Raw genomic sequence first — 18,342 nt, forward strand, 5'->3', positions numbered from 1 at the left:
TTAATGAGGACCAACGGCGGGCAAGCAGCGGGCATCGCTGCCGCTCGGACACGCGGTAGTGAGAGAACACGACGCGCCACCGTTCTTGGGCGTGGCGGGGTGGGGCTGGCTATCCTCGTGCTCGTGCCATTCGCCCGCGCGATCGATGCCGAGATCTACTACGAGGACAGCGGTGGCACGGGTCCGGTGGTGTTGCTCGCCCACGAATTCTTCATGGATCGCACGATGTTCGCCTCGCAACAGGCCGCGCTCGCCCCTGAATTCCGGATAGTTGCCTGGGACGCGCGTGGGCACGGTCGCACCAGAGATCAGCGGTTGCCGTTCACGTACTGGACCGCGGCGCGCGACGCGCTCACCGTGCTCGACGCGATCGGCGTCGAACGCGCGATTATCGGCGGCACGGCGCAAGGGGGCTTCACAGCATTGCGGACCGCGCTGGTGGCGCCCGAGCGGGTCGCCGCGTTGATCTTGATCAGCACCGAGGCGCACGGACCCACGCTGGAACAGTCCACCGCCACCCAGCGCTTCCTCGACGAATGGCACGACCACAGCTCCCGCGAGGAAGCCGCGGGCCGACTAGCCGACTGGCTCATCGGCGACGACACCTGGTACCGCGACATCTGGACGCGCCGCTGGGTCGGCGACGCCCACAGCGGCCTCGACGCCGCCGTCGGCTGCCTACTCGGACGCGATTCGGTGCTCGACCGGCTACGCGAGATCACCTGCCCGGCCCTGATCATCCACGCCACCCAGAGCGGCATCGCGGGCGAACGGGCCCGCAGACTGGCCGACGGGCTCACCGCCTCCACCTTCGTGGAGATCGATGGTGCCCGCCTGGCCGTCACGATGACGCACCCGGAACCGGTCAACAACGCGATTTCGAAGTTCCTGCGGAACCGGGTCTCACTGACCCACGTTCGCTAGCGGACGCTCAGCCCGACCTTCTGGAATTCCTTGAGGTCGGAGTAACCGGCCTTGGCCATCGACCTGCGCAGGCCGCCGACCAGGTTCAGCGAGCCGAACGGGTCATCGGACGGGCCGTAGAGCACGCGCTCGAGGCTCGGACGAGTCACCGCGCCGTCGGGGCCGTCGATCCAGGACTCGTCGACGGGCAGGAACGAACCGCGCGGCACCGAGGGGTGCGCGGTGGCCGAGGGCCAGTACCAGCCGCGACCGGGTGCCTCGGCCGAGGCCGACAGCGGGACCCCGAGCATCACGGCGTCGGCGCCACAGGCGATGGCCTTGGCGAGCTGACCCGAGGTGGCCACGTCGCCGTCGGCGATCACGTGCACGTACCGGCCGCCGGTCTCGTCGAGGTAGTCGCGACGGGCCGCGGCGGCGTCGGCGATGGCGGTGGCCATCGGGACGCCGATGCCGAGCACCTCGCCGGTGGTGGTGGCGCCGGGGAACGAGCCGTAGCCGACGATGACGCCCGCCGCGCCGGTGCGCATCAGGTGCAGGGCGGTGCGGTGATCGCTCACGCCACCGGCCACGACCGGCACGTCCAGCTCGGCGATGAAGGTCTTGAGGTTGAGCGGCTCGTCGCCACCGACGTGCTCGGCGGAGATGATGGTGCCCTGCACGACCAGCAGGTCGATGCCCGCCTGGACCAGCGCGGGGGTGAACGCGCGGGCGTTCTGGGGGCTCAGTCGCACCGAGGTGGTGACCCCGGCCGCGCGGACCTGGGCGACGGCGGCGGCGAGGAGGTCGGGCTGCATCGGCGCGGCGTGAAGTTCCTGCAGCAGCGAGATGGCCTTTTCGTAACCCCCCTTGTCAACCAGATCGAGCAGCTGGTCGATCTTGGCCTGCACATCGGCGTGGCGCGCCCAGAGGCCTTCACCGTTGATCACACCGAGGCCGCCCTGGCGGCCCAGCTCGATCGCGAACTCGGGCGAGACCAGCGCGTCGGTGGGGTGCGCGAGGACGGGAATCTCGAAACGGTAGGCGTCGAGCTGCCAGGCTAAAGAGACCAGCTTGGACGAACGCGTCCGCCGCGAAGGCACGATGTCGACGTCGTCCAGCTCGTAGGTCCGACGGGCGACCCGCCCCATACCGATTTCGACCATGTCACGCACAGTTGCTCCCTGTGTTCGGGCGCGCGTGTGCGCGCGTTTTCGCAGACCTGACGGACTGCATGGCTGTGCGCCGGGAGCGTACCTCCCGGCGCACAAACGCATCTATTGTACTCAGCCGCGTCCGGTGTAGTTCGGGGCCTCGACGGTCATCGTGATGTCGTGCGGGTGACTCTCTTTGAGACCCGCCGCGGTGATCTGCACGAACTGCGCCTGCTGGAGGTGCTCAATGTTCTGCGAACCCGTGTAGCCCATGGCCGCGCGCAGGCCGCCGACGAGCTGGTGGATCACCTGGTTGACCGGGCCGCGGAACGGGACGCGGCCTTCGATGCCCTCGGGGACGAGCTTGTCCTCAGCGAGCACGTCGTCCTGGAAGTAGCGGTCCTTGGAGTAGGACTTGGCCTGTCCACGGCCCTGCATGGCACCCAGCGAACCCATGCCACGGTAGGCCTTGAACTGCTTTCCGTTGACCAGCACCAGGTCGCCGGGCGACTCGGCGGTGCCCGCGAGCAGCGAGCCGAGCATCACGGTCGAGGCGCCCGCGGCGATGGCCTTGGCCACGTCACCGGAGTACTGCACGCCACCGTCGGCGATCACCGGCACACCGGCGACCTTGCAGGCGGCGACGGCTTCGAGGATCGCGGTGATCTGCGGCGCGCCGACACCGGCGACCACGCGGGTGGTGCAGATGGAGCCGGGACCGACACCCACCTTGACAGCGTCGACGCCGGCTTCGACGAGCGCCGCGGCACCCGCACGGGTGGCGACATTGCCGCCGACGATCTGGATCCGGTCGCCGACCTCGGCCTTGACCTTGGCGACCATCTGCAGCACCTGCGACTGGTGGCCGTGCGCGGTGTCGACGATCAGCACGTCGACCCCGGCGTCCGCGAGGGTCATGGCACGCGACCAGGAATCGTCGCCGACACCGATCGCGGCACCGACCAGCAGGCGGCCGTCGCGGTCCTTGGTGGCGTTGGGGTACTGATCGGTCTTGACGAAGTCCTTGACCGTGATCAGCCCGCGCAGCCGACCGTTGCCGTCGACGATGGGCAGTTTCTCGATCTTGTGGCGGCGCAGCAGACCCAGCGCGGCCTCGGCGGTGACACCCTCACGGGCGGTGATCAGCGGCGCCTTGGTCATCACTTCGTCCACGCGACGGTCCTGATCGACCTCGAAACGCATGTCGCGGTTGGTGATAATGCCCACCAGCGAACCGGTCTCGTCCACCACCGGCAGACCCGAGATGCGGAAGCGGGCGCACATGGCGTCGACCTCGGCGAGGGTATCGGTGGGCCGACAGGTGACCGGGTCGGTCACCATGCCCGCCTCGGAACGCTTCACCGTCTCCACTTGGGCGGCCTGATCGGCGGCCGAGAGGTTGCGGTGCAGCACGCCCATACCGCCCGCACGCGCCATGGCGATGGCCATGCGCGCCTCGGTGACGGTGTCCATGGCCGAGCTCACCAGCGGCGTGCGCAGGGTGATGTCCCTGGTCAGCTTGCTGGAAGTCTCGACCGAGCTGGGGATGAGATCCGAGGCGGCAGGCAGCAACAGCACGTCGTCGAACGTGAGGCCGAGCATGGCGATCTTGGTCGGATCGTCGCCCCCCGTAGGAGGGCGCACCGCGATTCGTTCGCCCGACACGGGATTACTCATTCGGATCGACCCCTCCTGGTCGTCATAGCTACCGACGCAAGGAACATGATGCGTCGGTGCTCGAGCGGAAAAAGCTTTCGGATCGGTCGGCTGGAACAAGAGTCGCCGACACCTGTATTCCATGGTATCCGGCGGCCGCGGACGCCTGTTAAGTGAGCCCTTCGGCAAAACTTGCCCCCCGCATCGCTGGCGCGATGTACCGAGTACTGCGTACCGTGGGGATGTGCGTGACCATCTACCACCTGGCCTGCCGCCGGATCCCTTCGCCGGAGACCCCTCCGACCCGTCTGCCGCGCTCGATGCGATCGAGCCCGGTGAGCCGTTGGATCCTCATGAGCGCCTCGCGGTCGAGGAAGATCTCGCAGACCTCGCCGTATACGAAGCCCTGCTGGCCCACCGCGGAATCCGCGGCCTGGTCGTCAGCTGTGAGGATTGTCGGCAAGATCACTACCACGATTGGGACATGCTGCGGGCGAACCTGCTGCAGCTACTCGTCGACGGCACCGTCCGTCCGCACGAGCCCGCCTACGACCCCACCCCCGAGGCCTACGTCACGTGGGACTACTGCCGCGGCTACGCGGACGCGTCGATGAACGAGGCGTTCCACGGCGACGGCTTCGACGGGTTCGACAACTGAGCGTTCCGGCACAATCCCTGAGCCTGCCCCTCCCCCGCTCGGTCACGCGTGCGTGGGCGAGCACGCAGGCCCTCGCCCGAACAACCCCAGCACACAACGAAGGCCCCGAACCTGTTCGGGGCCTTCGTTTTCGGTCAATTCACTAGGAAGCGGGGATTGGGGGCGGCGTCTGCAGGATCGTCGCCGCCGGTGGGGGTACCTGCTGTGTGGACGGCAGGGTCGGCGGCAGCTGCATCGACGTCGGGACCACCGTCGTGACCGGCGGTGGTTCGGCGATGGTGGTCGGTGGTGTCGTCGGGTCGACCGTGGCCGGCGGCGGGGTGGTGACCGGTGGCGCAGTGGTCACCGGCGGTTGCGTCGGCTCGAGCGGTTTGGTCTCGGGGCCGGGGGTCTGCAGGATGGTCGCACCCGGATCGACGGTCTCCGATCCCGGACCGGTCGGTGCCACCGGAGCGGTGGTGCCGGGGTTGTTCGTCGGCGGAACCGGCGCGGGCGAAGTCGGCTTGACCGGGTTCGTCGTCGGCGGCAGCTGCGCACCGATCGCCGGTGCGACCTTGAGCAGCTGATCACGCAGCAGGTTCCAGCGCGCGATCAGATCCTCCCGCTTGGCCGGGTCGTCGACCTGGCCCGCGTTGGTGGAAGCCTGTTCCAGCCTGGCCTTGGCCTGTTCCGGATCGCCCGAGGTGAGCAGGTTCTGCGCGGCAAGCAGATCCTCGTCGGCGTACTGCACGACGGTGGACTGTGCCTGCTCGCTGAACACGACCTCCTTGATCCGCCACAGCGGATCGCCGGGTGCCGCGCTGTAGGAGAACGCCGTGATGCCGCCGAACACCAGCGACAGTGCCGCTGCTGCCCCGAAAATCGGGCGGACCAGCCGTAGACGTCCGCGCGAGGAAGCACCGACTCGAACCTGCCGCGCACCGATCTCCTGGTTGACCGCCGCGAAAACGGTGTCAAGATCAGGGCCCGCGGGCATCGGCTCGGCCAAGATATCGGCCCGCCAATCCGCGAGTAACGATGCCAGCTGGAACTCTTCGGGACTGTCGGTACGTACCGGACCATCGCTCGCGATCGCGTCGATCAGCGCATCATCGCTGCGCAACGCCGCGATATCGACCGGTCCGGAATCACCGGCACCCTCGGCGGCGTAGGGACCGCTATTGCCACGACCGTGCTCGCCATCCCTAGCCATACATTTCACCTGCCCTCGCCACTTGTGACTTCAGTTTCGCGAGTGCCCTGTGCTGGGCAACCCGTATCGCCCCCGCCGTGCTGCCCACGGCGACTGCGGTTTCCTCTGCTGACAGACCCATGACCAAACGCAGGATCAAGATCTCTCGATGTTTCTCGGGAAGCGTGGCCAGCAGAGTGTTCATCTGCCTGCTCGTCTCCGAGTCGAGAGCCCGTTGTTCCGGACCTTGGTCGGTGGATATGACATCTGGTACTTCGGCCATCGCCTCCGCCTTGTTACGGGCGGCGTTGCGATGGGCGTCGGCGACCTTGTGCGAAGCGATTCCGTACACGAAGGCCATGAAGGGCCGACCCTGATCCTGATAGCGGGGCAGGGCGGTCATCACAGCCAAACAGACCTCTTGCGCAACATCGTCCGCGGAGAGCTGTCCGCGCTCCGCGGCCCCGATCCGCGCCCTGCAGTAGCGAACTACCAAGGGACGGACCAGTTCCAATACCCGAGCTAAAGCGGTCCTGTCGCCCTGCGCAGCCGCAGCGACGGCGAGGTCCAACTCTTCGCCCATATGCGTCATCGTCAGAGATTTTCCTGGCGTTACGAGTGGCGCGGTCCAATGTGACCGAGCTTCCACCGAAAAGGCGGAACGGGACTAACAATAGCGACCCGCCGATCGGCCGCCATCGGGCGTGGTCCGTTCTCACCGAGCTCTCAGAAAGATCATCCTCCAGCGACTCGAGCACCCAGCGGGGCGATGTCTCCGCCCAGCGCCCGTAGACGAGCGCCATGATCTGCGGCTTCCTTCGCCGCAGCGCGCGCCTGCCCTGGTTCGGCCACTCCGGCACGCAGCATCGCGGTGGCCCAGCGCAGTGGCAGCAGGCCGTTTTCGTGGCAGTCGACGTCGACTCGGCGGGCCAGTTCGGCGGACTCGGCGAGGTTCCCGGTCGCGGCTGTGGCAGCCGCGACCAGCAGCGCCGATTTCACCTGATGACGTACCGACGGAAGGGCCGCGGCGAGTTCGACGGCCGTACCCGCCTCGTCCAGCGCTCGGGCCGCTTCGCCGCCGGCGAGCGCGGTCTCGGCCCGCACCCAATGCCAGCGGACCTCGGCGCGCGCCGGCGCGTCGGCGAGCAGTGGCCGCACACGACCGAGCAGGCGGTGGGCGAGGGCGAGTCGGCCGGTGCCGAGCGCGTCGGCGGCCAGACCCGTATACGCGTCGGCGAGCGCCTCGGCGCGGGCCGCGCCGGTGGCGGTCAGTGCCAGCGTCGCGGCGCGGCCGTCGAACGCCGCCGCGCCCCGGTGGTCACCAAGCTGGCGCAGCAGCGATCCCCGGGTGCTCTCGACGAGAGATTTCAGGCCGGGATCGATCCCGGCTCGGGCCAATACCTGCAGGTCAGCACGGGCGGCGGCGTAGCGGCCCTGGCCGCCGAGCGCGACCGCGCGGTACCACCTCGACACCGGGTCCGCCGGCTCCGGCAACTCCGCAGCGGCCAGGCCGGGAGTGGGCCCGAAAGCAGTCGAAGCGAGTATTTCGGAACCGATATCCGCGGGTGAGGCCGTTGTCTGCACGGCGAGACTCTAGCCGCCACCGGTTCGCGGCAGTTCGCGTGTTATGGCACCGCACAGCGCATTCAGCAAACAATCAGCATTTCTCTCGAGCGCCGATGTTGCCATCAGGTAAATCTCCGCTCTCGGACGCCGCTACCGCAAAGTCTCGAATTCACATGCGTTTCGCGCAATTAACCTTCACGCCCCGTTTTCGCCATCTGGACGCACTCCGTCCGCGAGGGGCGTTGTGATCCAGCACACCGGCGCGCCGGAGGTGTCACCCGCAGGAACTCGGCCCCGACCGGGGCGACCTGGGGAAACCTGGGACGCTGCGAATACGCGAAGACACCCGATCCATAGCCAACCGAACAGTATGGAGGGATCGAGTGTGAAATGTAAATAGTGAGGAGGTTAAATTTCAGCGTTGCAGATTTACTGAACTCATGCGCCGAACTATTGACGTAAATTCCCGCCTGCACCTAACGTAGCTCATCGCCACGGTTGGCGCTGCGCGAAATCGCAGCGACCTCCGAGCGGCACCGTCAGGCACCGTCGAGCCGGCCACCCTTCACCGGGTGGCGCGAAGACCTGCCGCACCACTCGCTCGACAACGCTGACGAGCTCGCGCCACAAGGAGTTCACATGCCCATGCCCACCCACCTCCCCGGACCGAACGCCGACGTCTGGGATTGGCAGATGCGTGGCTCGTGCCGCGGCCAGGACTCCGCCGTCTTCTTCCACCCCGACGGCGAGCGCGGCCGCGCCCGCACCGCGCGCGAGATGCGCGCCAAGGAGATCTGCCGGGCCTGCCCCGTGCTCATGCAGTGCCGTACCCATGCCCTCAAGGTCAGCGAGCCCTACGGCATCTGGGGTGGCATGTCCGAGACCGAACGCGAGATGCACGCCCGCCGCAACCGGCGCCGGATGGCCGTCTGAGACGCGAGCAGGGCCGTCTGGCCGGGTTGGCAAATCTGTTCCAATCCGCTGGCCGTGGCGCGCCGAATCTCTAGCAAACAGCTGGCACCCGAATAAAAGGCACCCCCGGTCTCGGGGGGGTCATAGCCTCGGGCTACATTCGTGACCGATGACACAGAATGGGTTCCGAAGCGAAGCCTTTCCACCGAGCGTGGATTCTGCGGTTACCGCACGCGCGGCCGAAGGAGTCGAGCTAGCTGCACTGCTCCACCGATGCGGCCTGTCCGACCAGCAGGCCTTCGCCGAGCTGTACGACCGGACGTCGGCGCGTGTTTTCGGCCTGGTCCTGCGGGTGCTCCACGACCCCGGGTACGCGGAGGAGACCACCCAGGAGGTCTACCTCCAGGTCTGGCGCACCGCCACGAGTTTCGACCCCGCCAAGGGGTCGGCGGTGACCTGGCTGATGACGCTGGCCCACCGGCGCGCGGTCGACCGGGTTCGCGCCGAGCAAGCCCACACCCAGCGCGAGGTCGCGTACGGGATCCGGGTGCTCGGCCACGAATTCGACGAGGTCACCGAGGAGGTGGAACGCAGACTAGAACAACAGGCCGTCCAGCGCGGGCTCTCGACTCTCACCGAGACCCAACGCGAGGCGATCTCGCTCGCCTACTACGGCGGGCGGACCTACGCCGAGGTTGCGACATACCTCGGCATCGGGTTACCGACCGTTAAGTCCCGAATTCGGGACGGATTGACACGACTGAAGAAAAGTTTGGGGGTGACGTGAGATGAACGAAGCCCAGATCGATCTCGCGCACACCGTCGCGCTCGGATTGATCGACGACGAAGACCATCACGCGATCCAGACCATCATCGATACCGAAGACCCCACCCTGTGTACGCAGTTCCTGCGAGAGGTCCGCGACACCCGCGAAGCCCTCGCCCAACTCGCGTCCGCAACCCCCACCCCACCACCTCCGTCGCTGCGCGCCCGTTTACTGGCCGCACTCGATGCCGAAGATCCGCCGGTAGCCAGCTAGCGGAGCAAACGAAAGGCCCCCAGACCGCATCAGCGATCCGGGGGCCTTCGTTATGCGTCAGTGCGAGTGACCGTGGCCGTGGTCGTCCTCGGCCGGAGCCGGCTTCTCCACGATGGCGCTCTCGGTGGTCAGGATCATCCGCGCGACCGAGGCGGCGTTCACCACGGCGGAGCGGGTCACCTTGACCGGGTCGACGACACCGTCGGCGAGCAGGTCACCGTAGGTCAGGGTGGCGGCGTTGAAGCCTTCCTTGCCCTCGGAGACCTTGGCGACGACAACCGCGCCGTCGAGGCCCGCGTTGCTGGCGATCCAGTACAGCGGTGCCTCGAGGCCCTTGCGAACCACCTCGACACCGACGGCCTTGTCGCCGGTGAACGAGTCACGCAGCTCCACGAGCGCGGCAGCGGCGATCACGAGCGCCGAACCGCCACCGGGGACGATGCCCTCCTCGACCGCGGCCTTGGCGGCGGCGACCGCGTCGTCGACGCGGAACTTGCGCTCCTTGAGCGCGGTCTCGGTGGCAGCGCCGACCTTGATCACCGCGACGCCACCGGCCAGCTTCGCCAGACGCTCTTCGAGCTTCTCGCGATCCCAGTCGGAGTCCGAGGCCTCGATCTCGCGACGCAGCTGCGCGCCACGGGCCTTGATGTCCTCTTCGGAGCCCGCGCCGTCGATCAGCACGGTCTCGTCCTTGGTGACGACGACGCGACGCGCCTGCCCCAGCTGCTCGAGGGTGGCCTCGCGCAGGGTGACGCCGAGATCGGGGTTGATCACGGTGCCACCGGTGACGACAGCCAGGTCGTCGAGGAACGCCTTGCGACGGTCACCGAAGAACGGCGCCTTCACGGCAACGGCCTTGATGGTCTTGCGGATCGAGTTCACGACCAGGGTCGACAGCGCTTCGCCGTCGACGTCCTCGGCCACGATCAGCACGCTCTTGCCGGACTCGGCGATCTTCTCCAGCACGGGCAGCAGATCGGGCAGCGAGCTGATCTTGTCGCGGTGCAGCAGGATGTAGGTGTCCTCGAGGACGGCCTGCTGGGCCTCGGGGTCGGTCTGGAAGTAGGGCGAGAGGTAGCCCTTGTCGAACTGCACACCCTCGGTGATGACGAGTTCGGTGCTGGTGGTCGAGGATTCCTCGACGGTGACAACGCCGTCCTTGCCGACCGTGGTGAGGGCCTTGCCGACCATGTCGCCGATTTCGGAGTCACGCGAGGACACGGTGGCGACCTGGGCGATGGCCTTCTCGCCGGAAACCGGGGTGGCCAGCGCGAGCAGCACCTCCGAGACCTTCTCGGCGGCAGCGGCGATGCCCTGGCCGAGGGTGATCGGGTTGGCGCCCGCGGCGACGTTCTTCAGACCGCCGCGCACGAACGCCTGGGCCAGCACGGTGGCGGTGGTGGTGCCGTCGCCCGCGACGTCGTTGGTCTTGGTGGCGACGCTCTTGACGAGCTGTGCGCCGAGGTTCTCGAAGGGGTCCTCGAGGTCGATCTCGCGCGCGATGGTGACACCGTCGTTGGTGACGGTCGGGCCACCGAAGGCCTTGGCCAGCACCACATGGCGGCCACGCGGGCCGAGGGTTACCTTGACGGCGTCGGCCAGCTTGTCGACACCGCGTTCCAGAGCCCGGCGAGCCTTTTCGTCGAACTCGATCTGCTTGGGCATAAAGGATTCAGCTCCTGTTTGTGAACGCAATCCGCCCCGGGTCTGTGAAGACGCCGGGGCGGAACGCTGATGCGGCGTTGGCCTTACTTGGTGACGACGGCCAGGATGTCGCGCGCCGAGAGGATGAGGTATTCCCCACCCTGGTACTTGATCTCGGTGCCGCCGTACTTGCTGTAGATGACGACGTCGCCCTCTTTGACATCGACCGGGATGCGGTCACCCTTGTCGGTGACACGACCCGCGCCGACGGCGATGACGGTGCCCTCCTGGGGCTTCTCCTTGGCCGTGTCCGGGATGACCAGGCCGGAGGCCGTCGTCGTCTCGGCCTCGTTGGCCTGGACGAGGATCTTGTCCTCGAGCGGCTTGATGTTCACGCTCGCCACGTTGAGCCCTCCACTTTCAGGGGAAATTCGGTTGTCCGGAACTGGTGTCCCAGGCCGGGTTTCGGTCAGCTCGCGACCCTGCGCACAGCCCCGTCGTCGCGGGTGCCGGAGCCGAAGCCCAGAAGTCGACTGGCACAAGTACAGCTTCACGTGCCGACTAGCACTCTATACGTGAGAGTGCCAGCACTCAAGGTCGGGTTCTGCCGATGTCGCGTATTCGACACGCCCACACTGGCCAGTGATCTTCACATCGCCTGCAACAATCTGTAACGTTCGCATAACAGGCTGTGACATAGCACAGGAAGGCGTCATCCGCTCGTAGAGCAATCGGCTCGAAGGGAGGTGAACATGCGAACATCCCTCGGCATCTCGGCCGGGAACGAGGTGGTGTGCTCGGCACTGGTCGCGACAGGGTCCGCGGGCGAGCAGAACTTCGACTACCGGGTCGTTTCCTCCGATGAGGCGCATTCGGACCTCGGTGATCTCGTGTCGTCCTCGATCGAGTTGATGACCACCCAGTTGCCGGTGCCCGCAGGTATGTCCGGCGAACCCCTCGGACGCTACTCCGGTAGTCACCGTCGCGCCGAGTCCCGTTCGCGCCCGACCAGCGTCGCCGTCGCCTACCGCAACAAGGAACAGGCACAGGCCATTCGGGCCGCCACCAGTCGCCATCGGGATCTGCGGTTGGTCACCGAGGGCGCCGCCGCGCTGGCCTACCTGCACCACACCGGGCTGCTCGACCGCTACGCCACCGTCGCCGTGATCGACCTGGGCGCAACCGGACTCACCGTCACCGTGGCCGATTACGCCGACAACGTGGTCTTACACAGCGAACGCACGCCGACACTGAGCGGCAACGCGATCGACGAGCTGATCTACCACCACCTCGTCGACCTGCACTACGCCCGTCGCGGCACCCGCCCCAACCGCACCACACTGACCAATCGTGGCCGTGCCGCCAAGGAACACCTGTCCCTGGCACCGGTGGTCACGATCGATCATGTTGCGGGACAAGGCCTAGAACTCACCCGACCCGATTTCGAGGAGCTCATCGGCGGTCTGCTGCGCAATATCGCGCTGTTCTCGTCGTCGGTGTTCACGCGGGCGCCGAAGTATCCCGAAGCCGTCGCGGTGATCGGTGGTTGCGCCAACATCCCGTGCGTCATCGACATTCTCGACAGCCGTCTCGATGTGCCCGTGCTGACCGTGCCCGACCCGGAGGCCGTGATCGCCAAGGGCGCCGCGCTGGTCGCCGATGCCGAGGCGCCGTCCGGGTCGACCGGCGGCGCGCACGCCGACGCACCGAGCGGCACCTTCGCCAAGGTGGTCGGCACGCTGGTCGGCGCGGTGGTCGTCGTGGGCCTGGTGATCGGCTACGGCGTCCAAGCGGTCACGCCCGACGCCCCTGATGTCACCCCCGCGGGCACGAGCAGCACCGTGCGTCAATCCCCCTCACCACTGCCTCCCGCACCCACCCCCTCGCCCACCGGCCGCGAGAGCACCGGCGTTCCGATCGCCCCGCCCATGACCGAACTCCCCACCTCCACCACCGGCCAGCCCACCCCTACGCCGACGACGAGCAGCAACGCCCCGACTCCCTCGGCGTCCACCTCGACAACGGCTCCCACCCTGCGCCCCGACCCGAACCTCCCGGAGATCCCCTACCCCGAGTCGCCTCTCGGCCCCTTGGACAGCGGTTCCGCGGGCGGCAACAGACAGCGTCCCAGCACCCCCAACACCTCCCCCACACAGGCGCCCGCCAGCAGCACTCTCCCGATCTCCCCAACGGACGGCACCCCGCAACAGCCAGCCGGTTAGCTCCCCGGCTTCCCCCACACGCAGCGGCCACGCTTGATGTTGGCCCGAAAGCCGGGCCGTCCCGGCAACCCGGACGGATTCCGCGCTACCCCTGCAGCGCACTCACCGAAACCGGAAGTCCCGGATCGGTAGCAACACTCAGCGCAGCAGGCTCGGCCCCCGCCGCGATCACATGCGCTCCCAGCGCCGCGATCATCACGCCGTTGTCCGTGCACAGCCGCGGCTTGGGCACTCGCAGCGTCAAACCCGCTGCAGTACAACGCTCTTCGGCCAGCGATCGGATCCGCGAATTGGCAGTGGCGCCGCCGCCGAGCACGATCGTGTCGACACCGACGTCCTGCGCGGCCCGCACGGCCTTCATCGTCAGCACATCGGCAACGGCCTCTTGGAACGACGCGGCGATATCAGGGATAGGCAGCTGGTCAGCGGTAATCCCTTGTCGCTGAGCCGCTTCCACATACCGGGCCACCGCGGTCTTGAGACCCGAGAACGAAAAGTCGTACCGGGCATCACGGGGCCCGGTCATGCCGCGCGGAAACGCGATCGCACGCGGATCGCCCTCGGCGGCAGCGGCATCCAGATAAGGTCCGCCGGGATATCCGAGCCCCAACAACCGCGCGACCTTGTCGAATGCCTCGCCCGCTGCGTCATCGACAGTGCTGCCGAGTTCGGTGATCGGCGCACCCAGATCCGTGACCTGCAACAAATGCGTGTGCCCACCGGAAACCAGCAGCGCCACCGCGGGCGGCATCGGCCCGTGTTCGAGGGTATCGACCGCCACGTGCCCACCGAGGTGGTTCAGCGCGTAGAACGGCACGTCCCACGCCGCCGCATACGCCTTGGCCGCGGCCACGCCCACCAGCAGCGCACCGGCCAGCCCCGGTCCGATCGTGACAGCAAGCGCGTCGGGCTTGCTGATCCCCGCGGTCGCCAGCGCACGACGCATGGCGGGCACGATCGCCTCGAGATGCGCGCGCGAGGCGATCTCGGGCACCACACCACCGAAGCGCGCATGCTGATCGACGCTGGACGCGACCTCGTCGGCGAGCAGCTCGACGGAACCGTCGGCATGCCGGCGCACGATGCCGACTCCCGTTTCGTCGCACGAGCTTTCGATCCCCATGACGATCACAACAAAGCCTCGTTCCGCTGGTCACCCGTCGACTGTCGAGATCCGACGATCACGACGACGCCTTGTTCCGCTGGTCGCCGACGATCACGACAACACCTCGTCCTGCCGACCACGCGCCGCCCATTCGTCAGCCGCGGCGGTCAGTTCCGGGCGCCGCATCGTGTACGCGTCGGCCCCGCTGGGGTGGTAGTAGTTCTTGCGCAGCCCGATGATGTGGAACCCGTGCTTGGCGTACATCGCGATGGCTGGGGCGTTGTCGGTGCGCACCTCGAGGAACACCGGCCCGCCCCGTTCGGCAGCCGTGGCCAGCAAGGCTTCCAGCAGCAGCGTCCCGATGCCGCCCCGATGACATTGCGGGTCGACGCCGATCGTGTGCACCTCGGCCTCGGGATGGGCGTCGTCACCGAGCAGCGCGATGCCCGCGTAGCCGACCATCACCCCGTCGGCGGTGCGCGCGGTGATGTAGCGGTTGTGCCCACCGGCCAGTTCGGACCGGAACGACACCGCCTGCCACGGGTCGTCCTCGGGGAACAGCAGGTGCTCGAGTTCGACGCAGCGGTCGATATCGGGCAGCGTCATGGGAGCGATCAGGTACTCGGTCACGGCACTCATGCCCCGGTCCGGTCGAGGGTGCGGAAGCTGTTCTCCACCGCATCGGGTCTGCGCAGATACAACGGCACCAGCGGCTCCGGCGCGTCCCCGGCCAGCAGCGACGTCGCGGCGACGCTCACCAGCCCGGCGGGCGACGGCGTCTCGGCGGGCAGCACCGGCAGATCGAAATAGTCCACGTGCGCGGCCGACCCGGCGACCGCCGCGGCATCACCGACCGGCACGTCGACAGCCTTGTTCACCTCGGGTCCCGCCACCCGCACCCCGTTCAGATACTTGGCCCAGTACACCTCGCGCCTGCGCGCGTCGGTGACCACCAGCAGTTCGCCGGGATCGCGCTGCTCACCGACGGTGTCGGCGGCGATCGCGTCCAGGCTGCACACCCCGTAGACGAGTAAGCCGAGCGCGTCACCGAAGGCGGCCGCGGTGGCCATCCCCACGCGCAGCCCCGTGAACGGGCCGGGTCCGAGCCCGACGACGAGCGCGTCGAGTTCGTCGCGGCGCACCCCCGCCTCGGCCAGGCATTCCAGGATCTGCGGGGTGAGGACCTCGGCGTGTGCGCGGGCGTCGACCTTCACCCGGGCAGCGAGTGTCGTCACGGCTGGCCGGGCGCCGGGTTCACCGGCAGGTGACAGGTGCACCAATCCCGCTGTAACGGCGGGTGTCGCGGTGTCGACTGCTAGTACGAGCATGATTGTCTCAACAATACCGGGTGGTTTCGCCGCTCGGCGCGCACCGGTGCGCGGGTGATCGCGCGTTATTCGATCCATTCCCAGATCGCCGTGCGCACATCGGATTCCGGCTCCCGGGCGAGTTGCACGCGCAGATGCCGGTCGGCGAGGTGTTCGACCACCCCCTTGCCCCATTCCACGACGACGACCGCGTGGTGCAGGTCGGTGTCGAGGTCGAGGGAGTCCAGTTCGTCGAGGTCGCCGGCGAGCCGGTAGGCGTCGACGTGGACCATCGCCACCCCGGGCGTGCCGTCCGGGCGCACCCCGGCCTTGTGGGCTCGGGCGATGATGAACGTCGGCGAGCTGACCCGGCCCGCGACACCGAGTCCGGCGGCGATTCCCCTGGTCAGTGCGGTTTTCCCGGCGCCGAGGGGGCCGTCGAGCACGACCAGGTCGCCCGGTCGCAGGGTGGCGGCCAGTTCACGGCCGAATGCTTCGGTGTCCTCGACGGTGGTCAGGACGCGTTGCTCAGCCACCGACGGCCTCCTCGCCCCGCGCGTCGGTGATTCCCGCGCGCGCCAGCAGCCGGTCGAGTGCGGCCGAACACACGTCCGGAAACTGCAGATGCGGCATGTGTGCCGCCTCACGCACCCGGACCAGCTCGCCGCTCGGCAGTTCCGCCGCCAGTGCGCGGGAGTTGCGGAACGGGATCACCACATCGTGCGCGCCGCCGAGAATCAGCACCGGCAGTTCCGCCAGGACCGGAAGGGCGGCTGATTCATCGTGCAGTTCAATCGCTTTCAGGAATTTCTCGATGGTGCCGACCGGGGTGCGGTCGATCATCATCGTGGTGAATCGCGACAGCGTCGGACTGACCGGGCCGTGGAACGAGCTCACGTGCAGGATCGGCGTCACCACCTGCTTGCTGGCGCTACGGCTGAACTGCACCAGCGTCGGCGCCGTCCGCGCCGCCAGCCGGAACCCGTCGACCGCGGGATGGCGGATCAGCTGCGAGATCCCGGTCGCGGTCACCTCCGCGGCCGCGGTACTCAGCAGCCCGACCGCGCGTACCCGCGTCGCGAACAGCTCGGGGGCCTGCGCGGCCGCCGCGAGCACCGCCATCCCGCCGAGCGAATGCCCCACCAGCACCACAGGTCCCGTGGGTGCGCACTCGCGGATGACGGTGGCGACATCGCGGCCGAGCTGCGCGACCGTGCAACTGTCGGTGCTCGGCGTGCCGGACCGTCCGTGGCCGCGCTGATCGAAGAACACCATCCGGATCCGCGAACCCCACTCCTGGGCGAGATCACGACGCTGGAAGTGGAACGACTCCATGCTGTTGCAGAACCCGTGCACGAAAACGACCGTGACCTCGGCGGACTCGTCACCGTAGGTGCGGGTGGCCAGCGTCACGCCGTCGTCGGCGAGCACCGACCCCGGTTCGTCTTCATCGATCAGCGCGAAGTTCTCGTCGCGGTATTCGTCGCGTTCGGCGGGCCAGCGCACCCGCGCGCCGATCTGGCGCAGAGTGTGGGCGATGGCCAGGCCCGCGAGCAGTCCCGCGGTCGCCAGGCCGCCGCGGCGGATCACCGTGCGCCGGGTCATCGGCCGGTCCCCACGTAGCGGCGGCTCGCACGACCACGCGGCGCGCACACGACCTCGTAGTCGATCGTGTCCAGCGCCCTGGCCCAGTCGAGCGCGTGTGGGTGCCCCGCGCCGCCGCCGAACAGCACCGCGCGATCACCTTCTCGCACGCCCGCCGGGTTGTCGCCGAGGTCAACCATGAACTGGTCCATGCACACCCGCCCGACATTACGGTGTCGAGCCCCGCCCAACCACACCTCGAAACGCCCACTGAGCGAACGGAATACACCGTCGGCATAACCCGCGGGCACCAGCGCGATCGTGGTGTCGCGCGGGGCGACCCAGCGATGCCCGTACGACACGCCCTCCCCCGCCGCGACCTGTTTCACCAGGGTGACCTCCGCCTGGAACGTCATCGCAGGCTTCAACCCGAACTGCCCGAGCTCGGGAATCGGCGAGAGCCCGTACACCGAGATACCGGGCCGAACCATGTCGAAATGCAGATCCGGCCTGGTCAACGTGGCCGCCGAGTTCGACAGATGCACAAGTTCGGGTTCGAGCCCGTGTTCCTTGGCCAGCGCGATCGCCTCGACGAACCGCTCCCGCTGCCGGTCCAGCATCGGATGTCCAGGCTCGTCGGCATGCGCGAGGTGGGAGAAGATCGCCCGCAACCGCACCACCTGCCCGTCGACGCACCCGCGCAGAGCCTGCAGGACCTGCGGATACTCCGTCACCGACACCCCGTTGCGATTGAGCCCCGTGTCGACCTTCACCGACACCGTCGCGGTCTGCCCCACCGCCACCGCGGCCCGCTCCACCGCCCGCAACTGCGCCAGCGAGGAAACCCCGATCTCGATGTCCGCCGCGATGGCCCCCGCGTAATCAGCATCGACGGTATTGAGCCAGCAAAGAATGGGCGCCGTAATCCCCGCCGCCCGCAACGCGAGCCCCTCGGCGACCGTGGTCACCCCCAACTCCCGAGCCCCCGCCCCCAACGCGGCCCGAGCCACCTCGACGGCCCCATGGTTGTACCCATCGGCCTTGACCACCACCATCACAGCGGCCCCCTGCGCATACTCCCGCAGCACGCGCACATTATGTGCAATGGCATCCAAGTCGACAACCGTCTCCACTTGCACATTCACCACCCCGATCCTGCCAGGACCCGAACATTTCCCCATACCTGGGGCGCAACACCGCCCACCCCCGCACCCACACCATTCACCCCGAGCTCCGCGGCCCGACCGCACTCCGCACCACACCGTCCACCCGTGTTCCGCCATGACCACACAACCCACCCACCACCTGCGACCCATAGGGAGCAGCGGCCACGAAGTGGCCGGTCGCGGCCGGGTCGCCGGTTAGCCGCCGGGGCGCACGCGACGAAGGAGCAAGCCCCGGTGGCGAACCCGCCGCCCCAATG

19 protein-coding genes are annotated in these 18,342 nt (G+C 68.0%); 6 read left to right on the top strand and 13 right to left on the bottom strand.

The window, feature by feature from the left end; translation table 11 throughout:
• Positions 1-123 precede the first annotated feature (123 nt).
• Positions 124-924, top strand: a complete 801-nt coding sequence (locus tag ACFW6D_RS25805; protein WP_379332193.1) for an alpha/beta fold hydrolase — start codon at positions 124-126, stop codon at positions 922-924.
• Here ACFW6D_RS25805 and ACFW6D_RS25810 read toward each other — a convergent pair.
• Positions 921-2,075, bottom strand: a complete 1,155-nt coding sequence (locus tag ACFW6D_RS25810; RefSeq protein ID WP_379332195.1) for a GuaB3 family IMP dehydrogenase-related protein — start codon at positions 2,073-2,075, stop codon at positions 921-923. The genes ACFW6D_RS25805 and ACFW6D_RS25810 overlap by 4 nt on opposite strands.
• A 111-nt stretch (positions 2,076-2,186) precedes the next feature.
• Entirely contained in the window at positions 2,187-3,731 is a 1,545-nt protein-coding gene (gene guaB / locus ACFW6D_RS25815) for an IMP dehydrogenase (RefSeq protein WP_379332197.1), read from the bottom strand.
• A gap of 223 nt (positions 3,732-3,954) precedes the next feature.
• Between guaB and ACFW6D_RS25820 the strand changes: the two genes are divergently transcribed.
• Positions 3,955-4,368 (top strand): DUF5319 domain-containing protein, encoded by a 414-nt coding sequence (locus ACFW6D_RS25820; protein ID WP_022567296.1) that lies wholly within the window; start codon positions 3,955-3,957, stop codon positions 4,366-4,368.
• Between the two features lie 142 nt (positions 4,369-4,510).
• On the opposite strand, the gene ACFW6D_RS25825 is transcribed toward ACFW6D_RS25820, so the two are convergent.
• The 3 genes from ACFW6D_RS25825 to ACFW6D_RS25835 form a co-directional block, all read right to left on the bottom strand.
• A complete protein-coding gene (locus ACFW6D_RS25825) occupies positions 4,511-5,560 on the bottom strand; it encodes an anti-sigma-D factor RsdA (RefSeq protein WP_379332199.1) in 1,050 nt (349 codons plus the stop codon).
• Positions 5,553-6,131, bottom strand: coding sequence for a sigma-70 family RNA polymerase sigma factor (locus ACFW6D_RS25830; protein ID WP_266296525.1), 579 nt, complete (start codon positions 6,129-6,131; stop codon positions 5,553-5,555). The genes ACFW6D_RS25825 and ACFW6D_RS25830 overlap by 8 nt, the downstream gene beginning before the upstream one ends.
• A 143-nt stretch (positions 6,132-6,274) precedes the next feature.
• Positions 6,275-7,123, bottom strand: a complete 849-nt coding sequence (locus ACFW6D_RS25835; protein WP_379332201.1) for a hypothetical protein — start codon at positions 7,121-7,123, stop codon at positions 6,275-6,277.
• A 621-nt stretch (positions 7,124-7,744) separates the two neighbouring features.
• On the opposite strand from ACFW6D_RS25835, the gene ACFW6D_RS25840 reads away from it, so the two are divergent.
• The 3 genes from ACFW6D_RS25840 to ACFW6D_RS25850 all read left to right on the top strand — a co-directional run bounded on the left by ACFW6D_RS25840 (position 7,745) and on the right by ACFW6D_RS25850 (position 9,057).
• A complete protein-coding gene (locus ACFW6D_RS25840) occupies positions 7,745-8,038 on the top strand; it encodes a WhiB family transcriptional regulator (protein WP_022567299.1) in 294 nt (97 codons plus the stop codon).
• Positions 8,039-8,186: 148 nt separating this feature from the next.
• Positions 8,187-8,804 (top strand): sigma-70 family RNA polymerase sigma factor, encoded by a 618-nt coding sequence (locus tag ACFW6D_RS25845; RefSeq protein WP_379332203.1) that lies wholly within the window; start codon positions 8,187-8,189, stop codon positions 8,802-8,804.
• 1 nt (position 8,805) lies between these two features.
• Positions 8,806-9,057: a hypothetical protein gene (locus tag ACFW6D_RS25850; protein ID WP_379237985.1), complete on the top strand. Its 252-nt coding sequence runs from the start codon at positions 8,806-8,808 to the stop codon at positions 9,055-9,057.
• Positions 9,058-9,114: 57 nt separating this feature from the next.
• On the opposite strand, the gene groL is transcribed toward ACFW6D_RS25850, so the two are convergent.
• Positions 9,115-10,722 carry a chaperonin GroEL gene (gene groL / locus ACFW6D_RS25855; protein ID WP_379332205.1) on the bottom strand — a complete coding sequence of 536 codons (1,608 nt, stop codon included), beginning with the start codon at positions 10,720-10,722 and terminating at the stop codon, positions 9,115-9,117.
• A gap of 83 nt (positions 10,723-10,805) precedes the next feature.
• Positions 10,806-11,105 (bottom strand): co-chaperone GroES, encoded by a 300-nt coding sequence (groES, locus tag ACFW6D_RS25860; RefSeq protein ID WP_056818214.1) that lies wholly within the window; start codon positions 11,103-11,105, stop codon positions 10,806-10,808.
• A gap of 348 nt (positions 11,106-11,453) precedes the next feature.
• Here groES and ACFW6D_RS25865 point away from each other — a divergent pair, with 348 nt between their 5' ends.
• Positions 11,454-12,923, top strand: a complete 1,470-nt coding sequence (locus ACFW6D_RS25865) for an Hsp70 family protein (protein ID WP_379332207.1) — start codon at positions 11,454-11,456, stop codon at positions 12,921-12,923.
• 85 nt (positions 12,924-13,008) lie between these two features.
• Here the strand turns inward: ACFW6D_RS25865 and tsaD are convergent, their stop codons facing one another.
• From tsaD to alr, 6 genes are all read right to left on the bottom strand, one after another.
• Positions 13,009-14,055, bottom strand: a complete 1,047-nt coding sequence (tsaD, locus tag ACFW6D_RS25870) for a tRNA (adenosine(37)-N6)-threonylcarbamoyltransferase complex transferase subunit TsaD (RefSeq protein WP_379332209.1) — start codon at positions 14,053-14,055, stop codon at positions 13,009-13,011.
• 84 nt (positions 14,056-14,139) lie between these two features.
• On the bottom strand, positions 14,140-14,667 hold the full coding sequence (gene rimI / locus ACFW6D_RS25875; protein WP_379332211.1) for a ribosomal protein S18-alanine N-acetyltransferase: 528 nt from the start codon (positions 14,665-14,667) through the stop codon (positions 14,140-14,142).
• On the bottom strand, positions 14,664-15,356 hold the full coding sequence (gene tsaB, locus ACFW6D_RS25880; protein WP_379332213.1) for a tRNA (adenosine(37)-N6)-threonylcarbamoyltransferase complex dimerization subunit type 1 TsaB: 693 nt from the start codon (positions 15,354-15,356) through the stop codon (positions 14,664-14,666). The genes rimI and tsaB overlap by 4 nt, the downstream gene beginning before the upstream one ends.
• Positions 15,357-15,421: 65 nt before the next feature.
• Complete coding sequence (gene tsaE / locus ACFW6D_RS25885; protein ID WP_266296543.1) at positions 15,422-15,871, bottom strand: tRNA (adenosine(37)-N6)-threonylcarbamoyltransferase complex ATPase subunit type 1 TsaE; 450 nt, start codon at positions 15,869-15,871, stop codon at positions 15,422-15,424.
• Positions 15,864-16,940, bottom strand: a complete 1,077-nt coding sequence (locus ACFW6D_RS25890) for an alpha/beta fold hydrolase (protein ID WP_379332215.1) — start codon at positions 16,938-16,940, stop codon at positions 15,864-15,866. The genes tsaE and ACFW6D_RS25890 overlap by 8 nt, the downstream gene beginning before the upstream one ends.
• Positions 16,937-18,100 (bottom strand): alanine racemase, encoded by a 1,164-nt coding sequence (alr, locus tag ACFW6D_RS25895; RefSeq protein ID WP_379332217.1) that lies wholly within the window; start codon positions 18,098-18,100, stop codon positions 16,937-16,939. The genes ACFW6D_RS25890 and alr overlap by 4 nt, the downstream gene beginning before the upstream one ends.
• Positions 18,101-18,342 lie beyond the last annotated feature (242 nt).

It is taken from the genome of Nocardia sp. NPDC058705, assembly GCF_042749305.1.
Taxonomy (GTDB): Bacteria; Actinomycetota; Actinomycetes; order Mycobacteriales; family Mycobacteriaceae; genus Nocardia.